This is a genomic window from Isoptericola sp. NPDC056134 (assembly GCF_042264825.1).
Taxonomy (GTDB): Bacteria; Actinomycetota; Actinomycetes; order Actinomycetales; family Cellulomonadaceae; genus Isoptericola; species Isoptericola nanjingensis.
In genome coordinates, this window is the sequence record NZ_JBHJVM010000097.1 from 1 (window position 1) to 1,080 (window position 1,080).

1 protein-coding gene is annotated in these 1,080 nt (G+C 74.1%); it reads left to right on the forward strand.

What is annotated here, in order from left to right:
* Positions 1–52: 52 nt before the first annotated feature.
* Positions 53–1,080, forward strand: a 1,028-nt coding sequence (locus ACFCZN_RS21535) for a GAF domain-containing protein (RefSeq protein WP_430558127.1), incomplete at its 3' end; no start/stop codon positions are given.

The window sequence follows — 1,080 nt, forward strand, 5'->3', positions numbered from 1 at the left end:
GGTGGCCGCCTCTCGGTGGCGTCCACCGAGCACATCTTCCTAAAGTGGGGCAATGCGCACCGAGGAAGTCCTGGCCGCGATCGCGACGGGCCTGTGGCGCTGGGACAACGCAGCCGGCACGGTCACGCTCGACGCGGAAGCGGCCCGGCTCCTCGGCCTGCCTCCCGAGCCCGGCAGCTACCGGGAGGCGGCGGTGCGCTCCCGTTTCCACCCGGTCGACTGGAACGAGATCTACGGGGTGGTCAACCTCGCGGTCGCCGAGGGCAGCCTGGCCGAGGCGCGGCTGCGGATCGTGGACGAGCGCGGGCAGGTCCTGCGTACCGTGCGCAGCCGCTCCAAGCCGGTCTTCCGGACGGACAAGGAAGCCGACAGCGAGGCCTACGTCCTCTACGGCACGCTCCAGGAGGTCGCCGAGCCGCAGCCCGGTGCCACCGACGCCGCCCACACGCCGATCACCGGGGACTGGCGGCGGTCCCGGGAGGCGTTCCTGCTGGACGCCGGGCGGGCGCTGGCCGAGGCCCGGTCCACCGCGGAGGTGCTGCGGGTCGCCGGGTCCCTGTCCATGCCGGGCTTCTCCCCGGACGGCCTCGCGGTCTTCGGCTCCGCCGGGGAACGGCTGACGATCATCGGGCACCACGGGCACAACATCGGGGACGAGGAACCCTTCACCGACATGCCCCTGGACACCGACTACCCGGCCGCCGAGGTCGTCCGCACCGGCCGCGCGATCTATCTCCCCTCCCCCGACGAGTACCGCCGCCGCTATCCGGCCACCTGGCCGCTCGCCCGGCGCTTCGGGCGGCAGTCCTGGGCCTTCCTGCCCCTGGTGTCGTCCGGTCGCACGATGGGCGCCTGGATGGCCGGGTTCCAGCACCCGGTGGGGTTCTCCCCGGACGAGCGCGCGGTGCTCTCCACGGTCGCCCGCATGCTCGCCCAGGCCCTGGCCCGCGCCGGGGTCGCCGAGACGGAGCGCGAGCTGTCGCTGGGGCTCCAGCGCTCGATGATGCCGACCCTGGGCCCGGAGATCCCCGGGATGACGGTGGCCGCGCGGTACGTGCCGACCGGCGGCGGGCTCCAGGT